Origin of the sequence: Bradyrhizobium sp. (assembly GCF_016462955.1) — a bacterium.
In the GTDB taxonomy this organism is placed as follows: domain Bacteria; phylum Pseudomonadota; class Alphaproteobacteria; order Rhizobiales; family Xanthobacteraceae; genus Bradyrhizobium.
The window spans coordinates 18,082-25,964 of sequence record NZ_JAEMSD010000034.1; the positions used below are offsets into that span (position 1 = coordinate 18,082).

9 protein-coding genes are annotated in these 7,883 nt (G+C 63.2%); 2 read left to right on the forward strand and 7 right to left on the reverse strand.

Annotated features, from left to right (window positions below):
* Window positions 1–321: SDR family oxidoreductase (locus tag JHD07_RS06270; RefSeq protein ID WP_291620128.1), on the forward strand; the 321-nt coding region annotated here is incomplete at its 5' end.
* 107 nt (window positions 322–428) lie between these two features.
* Here JHD07_RS06270 and JHD07_RS06275 read toward each other — a convergent pair.
* The 5 genes from JHD07_RS06275 to JHD07_RS06295 all read right to left on the reverse strand — a co-directional run bounded on the left by JHD07_RS06275 (window position 429) and on the right by JHD07_RS06295 (window position 4,372).
* Complete coding sequence (locus tag JHD07_RS06275; protein WP_291620130.1) at window positions 429–1,025, reverse strand: glutathione S-transferase family protein; 597 nt, start codon at window positions 1,023–1,025, stop codon at window positions 429–431.
* A 116-nt stretch (window positions 1,026–1,141) separates the two neighbouring features.
* A complete protein-coding gene (locus JHD07_RS06280) occupies window positions 1,142–1,870 on the reverse strand; it encodes a hypothetical protein (RefSeq protein ID WP_291620132.1) in 729 nt (242 codons plus the stop codon).
* A gap of 192 nt (window positions 1,871–2,062) precedes the next feature.
* Window positions 2,063–2,887, reverse strand: a complete 825-nt coding sequence (locus JHD07_RS06285) for a hypothetical protein (RefSeq protein ID WP_291620134.1) — start codon at window positions 2,885–2,887, stop codon at window positions 2,063–2,065.
* A gap of 92 nt (window positions 2,888–2,979) precedes the next feature.
* Window positions 2,980–3,438 carry a GNAT family N-acetyltransferase gene (locus JHD07_RS06290; RefSeq protein WP_291620136.1) on the reverse strand — a complete coding sequence of 153 codons (459 nt, stop codon included), beginning with the start codon at window positions 3,436–3,438 and terminating at the stop codon, window positions 2,980–2,982.
* A gap of 7 nt (window positions 3,439–3,445) precedes the next feature.
* Window positions 3,446–4,372, reverse strand: a complete 927-nt coding sequence (locus tag JHD07_RS06295) for a hydrogen peroxide-inducible genes activator (RefSeq protein ID WP_291620137.1) — start codon at window positions 4,370–4,372, stop codon at window positions 3,446–3,448.
* Window positions 4,373–4,485: 113 nt separating this feature from the next.
* Between JHD07_RS06295 and katG the strand changes: the two genes are divergently transcribed.
* Entirely contained in the window at window positions 4,486–6,654 is a 2,169-nt protein-coding gene (katG, locus tag JHD07_RS06300; RefSeq protein ID WP_291620139.1) for a catalase/peroxidase HPI, read from the forward strand.
* A gap of 110 nt (window positions 6,655–6,764) precedes the next feature.
* Here katG and JHD07_RS06305 read toward each other — a convergent pair whose 3' ends face one another.
* Window positions 6,765–7,496, reverse strand: a complete 732-nt coding sequence (locus JHD07_RS06305) for a superoxide dismutase (protein WP_291620141.1) — start codon at window positions 7,494–7,496, stop codon at window positions 6,765–6,767.
* A gap of 205 nt (window positions 7,497–7,701) precedes the next feature.
* On the reverse strand, window positions 7,702–7,883 hold a 182-nt coding region (locus JHD07_RS06310), incomplete at its 5' end, for a hypothetical protein (RefSeq protein ID WP_291620144.1).

The window sequence follows — 7,883 nt, forward strand, 5'->3', positions numbered from 1 at the left end:
GTAGCCAAGGCGGCGCTGGAGGCTTCCGTTCGCTATCTCGCCGCCGATTTCGGGCCGCGCGGCATCCGCGTCAACGCCATCTCCGCAGGTCCCATCCGTACGCTCGCCGGCTCCGGCATCGGTGAGGCGCGAGCGATGTTCGCCTACATGCAGAAGCACGCGCCGCTCCGTCGCGGCGTCACGCTCGACGATCTCGGCGGCTCCGCGCTGTATCTGCTGTCCGACCTCTCCGGCGGCGTGACCGGCGAGATTCACTACGTGGATTCCGGCTACAACACCATCCTGATGCCGAGGCCGGACGATCTGAAGGCATCGGAATAGCTTGGTGCTCTTGTAGGGTGGGCGAAGCGAAGCATGCCCAACATCTCTCGATGATTACAGACGGTGGGCACGGCGCGTTGCGCCTTGCCCACCCGACGAGAGCCTGCTTAACCCGCCGCGATCTTCTCCGCGCGCTGGAACGCCGGACGCGCCGTGCATCGCGTGAGATAGGAATCGAAGGCCGGTCGCGACGGCACCATCTTGAACGAGCGTACCGCATAATTCAGGCCGGAGCCGATGACGACGTCGGCGGCCGAAAATTCCTCGCCGAGAATCCACGGCCCCTTCTGAAGCGCGGCTTCCAGCACGTCGAACACTTGCGCCGCGCTGCCCCAGGCCGCGCTCGAGGTCGGGATCTCGATCTTGGTGAAGATCTGGGTGATGGCGGGCTCGATGAAGCCCGGCGAGAAGAACAGCCATTGCAGGTAGCGCGCGCGGCGCGGGTCTGTCACGCCGGGCGCGAGCCTGGTCTCGGGATAGCGGTCTGCGATGTAGGCGCAGATGGCCGCGGCTTCGCCGAGCGCGGCCTCGCCGTCGGTCAGCGCCGGCACTTTGCCCATCGGGTTGATCTTGAGGAAGTCTGGCGCCTTCTGCGCGCCGTTCGAGATGTCGGTCAGGACGCGCTCATAGGGCAGGCCGCTCTCTTCCATCAGCCAGAGAGTGGTGAACGAGCGCGAACGGGGCGACCAATAGAGCTTGATCATGGGGCGGAACCTTCCGGAGACGAGCGGCGAACAGCGCGCAATTCATGCCGCGTTTGCCGCGTATCCGCAACGCACTAACCCTAGGAGGAAGGCAAGCGGCGTGAACGATATGTGGGTCAACGTTCTCTGGCGTCGCTTTGACGCGCTGCTGGTCGAGCCCCGAGCAAGAGCGGCAGCGTCTTGTCGAGGCTTTCCGTCAGCATGGCGCGTACGCCGTCGCGCAGTGCGGGATTGCCGGCGGCATCTTCAGGACGCGTTGGAAACGATTCTGCGGGCAACTCGCGATAAGGGCCGCCGACGAGCTTGCCCAAAAACCTCTGTACCGCCAGCGAATGATCCAGGTTGATCAGCGCAGAGCTCTGTCTGACGATGGCAAAGTCGCGCCCGTCAAAGATACGGATAAATGCCAGGGCGTGGAGAAAGATGCGACGCCCGAGCACCACATCCTGGTTGAGGATGCCGAAGCCGCGGACCGTATAGCTTGATGACCCGATCGGACTGATTGCATTGAGAATCTGGATGTAGTGCCGGCAATTCGTTCCTTTCGCCACTTGGCGCATGTATTCGGCTAGCTCCGCGTTGAGATCGCGTACCAACCTGTCTTTCAACGTATCCTTCGACTCATCGCGGGGAGGAAATTTAGCCGGGTTGTAGGGAATTCTCAGAACGGATGCGCCGACAGGGATCGCGGCGCGAGTCCGCACGAAGATCAGATCGCTCAGTCCCCAGCCTGGGATCGGGACCACCGTCTTCTTGTGCTGAAATATGGTCAGGCCGGTCGTCTGCACGGTGAACTCGTCGCCGGTGGTGACCACGACACCGAAGTCGCACGAGTTGCCGGCCACGGGAACGGGCCTGCCCGTCGCTACACTCCCCGTGGTCGACTTGCTTTTGGCTTGCCTGACGGCTGGTCCTGCCGTCTGCGTCCCTGTTGATTGGGTCTGCGCCGAAGCAGATGTTGAAAAGCACCACAGGACAGCCGAAATAGCGACCAGTCGGGCCAGAACGTCAAATACGTGTCCTGTCGCCAAGGGTGCTTACTCGCCCTTGATGTATGCGGGCAGATACTTTTCCAGCTGGGCCGTGAGCAAGCTGCGTGTGCTGTCACGCAGCAATGCACTGTTGGTCACCTGTTCAGGAGTCTTGGGAAACTCGAGATTGTCCAGGATTTTCATATTGTCGTTCTTGTTGGAAAAGCTCGAAGCAAGCACATCTCCGAAGCTCCGGGTGGGCGCTCGATGGATGTCGAAGGTCCGTCCGTCAAAAACGTTGATACGGTAATGGGCAACCACGACGCCACGCCCGGAAGGGCTCGCCCAATTCTTGTAGACTCCGAGGCCCTCGATTGACTGATTGGTGCCATCAACCGAAGCGCGGGCTTTCGTGGCTACGACGTAGCGTTCGCAATTTGCAGTTCCGGCGATCTGCCGCACCAGGGCCGTCAGGTCGTTGCGGTCATTGCGGAACAGTTTTGCTTCCGGTTGATAGTAAGGCTTGAAGGCTCCGCTTGCGTAAGCGATTTTTCGGACAGCCGTGCCGGGAGCCGCGGCTCGAACCTTCGCAACAAACAGATCATCGATGCCCCACGTCTCGATCGGCGCTTCCAGATATTCGTTGCCGAACATCGTAAGGCCGACATGTTGTACCGAGAAACGGTCTCCGATCGCGGAAATGACGCCGATTTGACATGGGCCTCTCTCCGCCGCGACCGGCTGTTGTGCAGCCGGCTTGGCCTTCGGCGCTGCCTTCTTGGCCGGCGCTGCAGTCCGAGCGGAAGGCGCGGCGGGTGTTGGAGGCGTTTGCGCGACCGCCGGGGTCCATATGGACGAGAGCACAATCAACGAGACAGCAATGCGGAGCATGGATTTCGGGGGGATCAGAGGCAGGAGGTCATCGATCTCGTCACACTAGGTGGGGATCGTGACAACCGCAAGCTGCGCCCGGAGTCCAGTGCTTACCCCCTGAGCCGCTTCCACCGGTAATACTTCATCACGAACCCGTTCGACGGCTCGATCTCTTCCTTCTCGAACACGAAACCTTCGCGCTCGTACCAGCGCCAGGCCTTTTCGTTCTCGCGAACGCAGCGCAGGTGCATCTCGTCGGGCAATTGCGTGCGCGTGAAGGCGAGCAGCTTCCGCCCCAGCGATTGCCCCTGATAGGCGGGCCCGACGAAGAGCATGTCGAGATAGAGCTTCGGCACATGCAGCGCCAGCATCGCGGCGATCGTGCCGCGGTCGTCGGCGACGAACAGGCTCCAGCCGTTCTCGATCTCGCGCCTGATGCGCGCACGCAAATTGGCCAGCAGGAAGTCGCTGGCCTCGCCGAGCCCGGTCGAGACCCAGCTCTCCATCCAGACACGGCCGATCTCGTCGTACTCGTCGGAGCGGGCGGGGCGGATGATCGGATCCGGCATCTGCCGCTCAAGCCTTCTGGCTGCGAACGGATTGCCGCGCGCGGACCTTGCCGGCCGACAGGCACACCACCTCGGAGATCTGGAGCAGCTGCCGCGCCAGCGGGCTGGTCTTGCGCCAGACCATACCGATGGTGCGCGACGGCTCGGGGTCGCGGAAGCGCGCCAGCGAGACCGTGGCGGATCGCGTCTCGACCGGCACCGCCATCTCCGGGATCAAGGTGACGCCGATGCCGGCGCTGACCATCTGCACCAGCGTCGACAGCGAGTTGGCGTCCAGCATCTCGCGCGGCGGCGCCGATTGCATGTTGCAGAAGGAGAGCGCCTGGTCGCGGAAGCAATGCCCTTCCTCGAGCAGCAGAAGCCGCATCTCGCGCATCATCTCTCGCGACGGCGCCGGCGTGCCTTCATCGGCGGCCGGCCGCACCAGCAGGAATTTTTCCTCGAACAGAGCGACCTCGGTGAGCGAAGGCTCGGACACCGGCAGTGCCACGATGGCGGTGTCGAGCCGGCCTTCCACCAGCTCCTGAATCAGCCGCGGCGTCATGGTCTCGCGCACGCGGATGTCGAGCTCCGGGTGCATGCGTGTGAGATTCTTGGTGATCTTCGGCAGCAGGTAGGGCGCGATGGTCGGGATCATGCCGATGCGCAGCCGGCCGGCAAAGCGGTCCTGTGATGCCCGCGCGAAATCGCCGAGCTCGTCGACCGAGCGCAGGATATCGCGGACCCGCTCGGCGAGCTCCTCGCCGAACCGGGTCAGAGCCACCTGGCGCGCGCTGCGCTCCAGCAGCAGGCCCCCGAGCGCCTCCTCCAGCTCCTTGATCTGCATCGACAAGGCCGGTTGCGAGATGGAGCAGGACTCCGCCGCGCGACCAAAATGGCCATGACGCGCCAGCGCATCGAAATACCGGAGCTGGCGCAGCGTCACATTGATCATCAGAAAATCCTATCGCAGCGATCACTAAAGTCAACTTTACCTGATCGTTTGCGACGCTTAGAGTGGTTCTACCTGGTCAAGGGCGCAAGTCGACGCCGCCAGAGGAGGTATTTATGGACGACACTTCGAAGTGCCCGTTTTCGGGCGGAAAACCCGTTCGCTCAAACCGCGACTGGTGGCCGACGCAGCTCAACATCGAGGTGCTGCACAAGAATTCCGACAAGTCCGATCCGATGGACAAGGACTTCGACTATGCCAAGGAATTCAAGTCGCTCGACCTGAACGCGCTCATCAAGGACCTGACCGCCTTGATGACGGATTCGCAGGAATGGTGGCCCGCCGACTTCGGCCACTATGGCGGTCTCATGATCCGCATGGCCTGGCACAGCGCGGGCACGTATCGCACCACTGATGGCCGCGGTGGCGCCGGTGCCGGTCAGCAGCGTTTCGCACCGCTCAACAGTTGGCCCGACAACGCCAACCTCGACAAGGCGCGCCGGCTGCTCTGGCCGATCAAGCAGAAATACGGCCGCAAGATTTCCTGGGCCGACCTGATGGTGCTCGCCGGCAACGTCGCGCTGGAATCGATGGGCTTCAAGACGTTTGGTTTCGCGGGTGGTCGCGTCGACGTCTGGGAGCCGGAAGAGCTCTATTGGGGTCCCGAAGGCAGCTGGCTCGGTGATGAGCGCTACAGCGGTGAGCGTGAGCTGGCAGAGCCGCTCGGTGCGGTGCAGATGGGCCTCATCTACGTCAATCCGGAAGGCCCGAACGGCAAGCCGGATCCGGTCGCTGCGGCCAAGGACATCCGCGAGACGTTTGCCCGCATGGCGATGAACGACGAGGAGACCGTCGCGCTGATCGCCGGCGGCCATAGCTTCGGCAAGACCCATGGCGCCGGAGATCCGTCGCTGGTCGGTCCGGAACCTGAAGCAGGTGCACTCGAAGATCAGGGCCTCGGCTGGAAGAGCAAGCATGGGGCGGGCCACTCCGCCGACTCCATCACCAGCGGTCTGGAAGTGACCTGGACGAAGACGCCGACGAAGTGGAGCAACAACTTCTTTGAAAACCTCTTTAACTTCGAATGGGAGCTGACGAAGAGCCCGGCCGGCGCTCAGCAATGGACCGCCAAGAACGCCGAAGCGATTATTCCGGACGCGTTCGACCCGTCGAAGAAGCATCGGCCGACGATGCTGACGACGGACCTCTCCCTGCGCTTCGATCCCGCGTATGAGAAGATCTCGCGTCGCTTCCTGGAGAACCCGGACCAGTTCGCTGACGCCTTTGCCCGTGCCTGGTTCAAGCTCACCCATCGCGACATGGGCCCGATCCAGCGCTATCTCGGCCCGCTGGTGCCGAAGGAGACGCTGATCTGGCAGGACCCGATCCCGGCCGTGAATCACGAGCTGGTCAGCGACCAGGACATCGCAGCCCTGAAGACCAAGATCCTGGGCTCCGGCCTCTCGGTGTCCGAGCTGGTCTCGACCGCCTGGGCCTCGGCCTCGACGTTCCGCGGCTCGGACAAGCGCGGTGGCGCCAACGGTGCGCGCATTCGTCTCGCGCCGCAGAAGGACTGGGAGGTCAACGAGCCGGCTCAGCTTTCCAAGGTGCTCGGCAAGCTCGAAGCGATCCAGAAGGACTTCAACGCGTCATCCGGCGCCAAGAAGGTCTCGCTGGCGGACCTCATCGTGCTCGGCGGCACCGCCGCGGTCGAGAAGGCCGCGAAGGACGGCGGTGTCGAGGTGAAGGTCGACTTCACGCCGGGCCGGATGGATGCTTCGCAGGAGCAGACCGACGCAGTTTCGTTTGCACCGCTGGAGCCGAGGGCCGATGGTTTCCGCAACTATGTCGGCAAGCGGCATCAGTTCATGCAGCAGGAAGAAGCCCTGGTCGATCGCGCGCAACTTCTCAGGCTCACCGGCCCCGAGATGACGGTGCTGCTCGGCGGCCTGCGTGTGCTCGGAGCCAACGCCAACGGTTCGAAACACGGTGTATTCACTGCGAAGGTGGGAACGCTGAGCAACGACTACTTCGTCAACCTGCTCGACATGAGCACGCAGTGGGTGCCGTCGGCCGACGGTAGCTATGAGGGGCACGACCGCAAGACCAACGCGGTGAAGTGGACCGCCACGCGTGTCGACCTCATCTTCGGCGCACACTCCCAGCTCCGCGCCTATGCCGAGGTTTACGCCACCTCGGACTCCAAGGAGCAGTTCGTCAAGGACTTCGCCAAGGCGTGGGCCAAGGTGATGAACCTCGACCGCTACGACATCGTGCGCAAGTGAAGCGAGGCTGCCGTTCCCGCACGCGGGAGAAGTGAGCGGCAGTCGGTAACGACGCGTAGGCAGGAAGGGCGGCCGGGAGGCCGCCCTTCCTTTTTGATCACGGTCTGCGATCAAACCTCGAGCTTGCCGTCCTTCGCGGCAGCGTAGCGCTCGCCCACCGCCTTCCAGTTCACCGTGTTCCACCATGCCTTGAGATAATCGGCGCGTCGGTTCTGGTAGTTCAGATAGTAGGCGTGCTCCCAGACGTCATTGCCGAGCAGCGCGCGCTTGCCGTCCATCATTGGGTTGTCCTGGTTCGGCCGGGTCTCGATGGCGAGCTTGCCGTCCTTGCTGACAGTCACGAACACCCAGCCCGAGCCGAAGACGCGTCCGCCGGCGGCGTTGAAGTCGGCCTGAAACTTTTCCACGCCTCCAAGGTCGCTGTCGATTGCGGCGAGCAGGGCGCCCTCCGGCTTGCCTCCGTTCGGTCCCATGATCCGCCAGAACATCGTGTGATTGGCGTGGCCACCCATGCTGTTGCGAACGCCGGTGCGGATCGCTTCCGGAACCGCGCCGAGGTTGCCCAGCACTTCCGCGACCGGCTTCTCGGCGATCTGCGGATTGTCCTTGGCGAAATTGTTCAGGTTGGTGATGAAGGCCTGGTGATGGCGGCCGTGATGGATCTCCATCGTCTTGGCATCGATATGCGGTTCCAGCGCGTTCGCCGGATAGGCCAGTGGATCGAGCTTGAACGGCCCTGTGGGCGCCATGGCCGCCTGCGCAAACGCCAAGCGCGGGGCAGCGGCAGCCGCAACGAGGCCGGTTGCTGCGAACATGAGACGGCGCCGGGATATGGATGACATTTGGTTCTCCTGTCTGGGACGATCCGCTGCGGAAGCGTATGGCGGGTAGAAGTAGGTACGCGGCTGCAGCCACTTCGGGTTTCGATCGAAGTGGTCGTGACGGTGCGGCGGAATCGCGCACGGCGCATCGAGGATGCAGGTCGCAAAGGGCCAACAAAAAAGGGCGGCCTTTCAGCCGCCCTTGGAGTTCAGATGTTCCGAGAGCTTACTCGCCCGCCGCTTCGCGCGGGGCCTTCTCGCCCTCGGCGGCCTTCTCCTTGGCCTCGAGGTCTTCGCCGGTGGTCTGGTCGACCACCTTCATCGACAGGCGGGTCTTGCCGCGGTCGTCGAAGCCGAGCAGCTTGACCTTGACCTTGTCGCCTTCCTTGACGACGTCGGAGGTCTTCT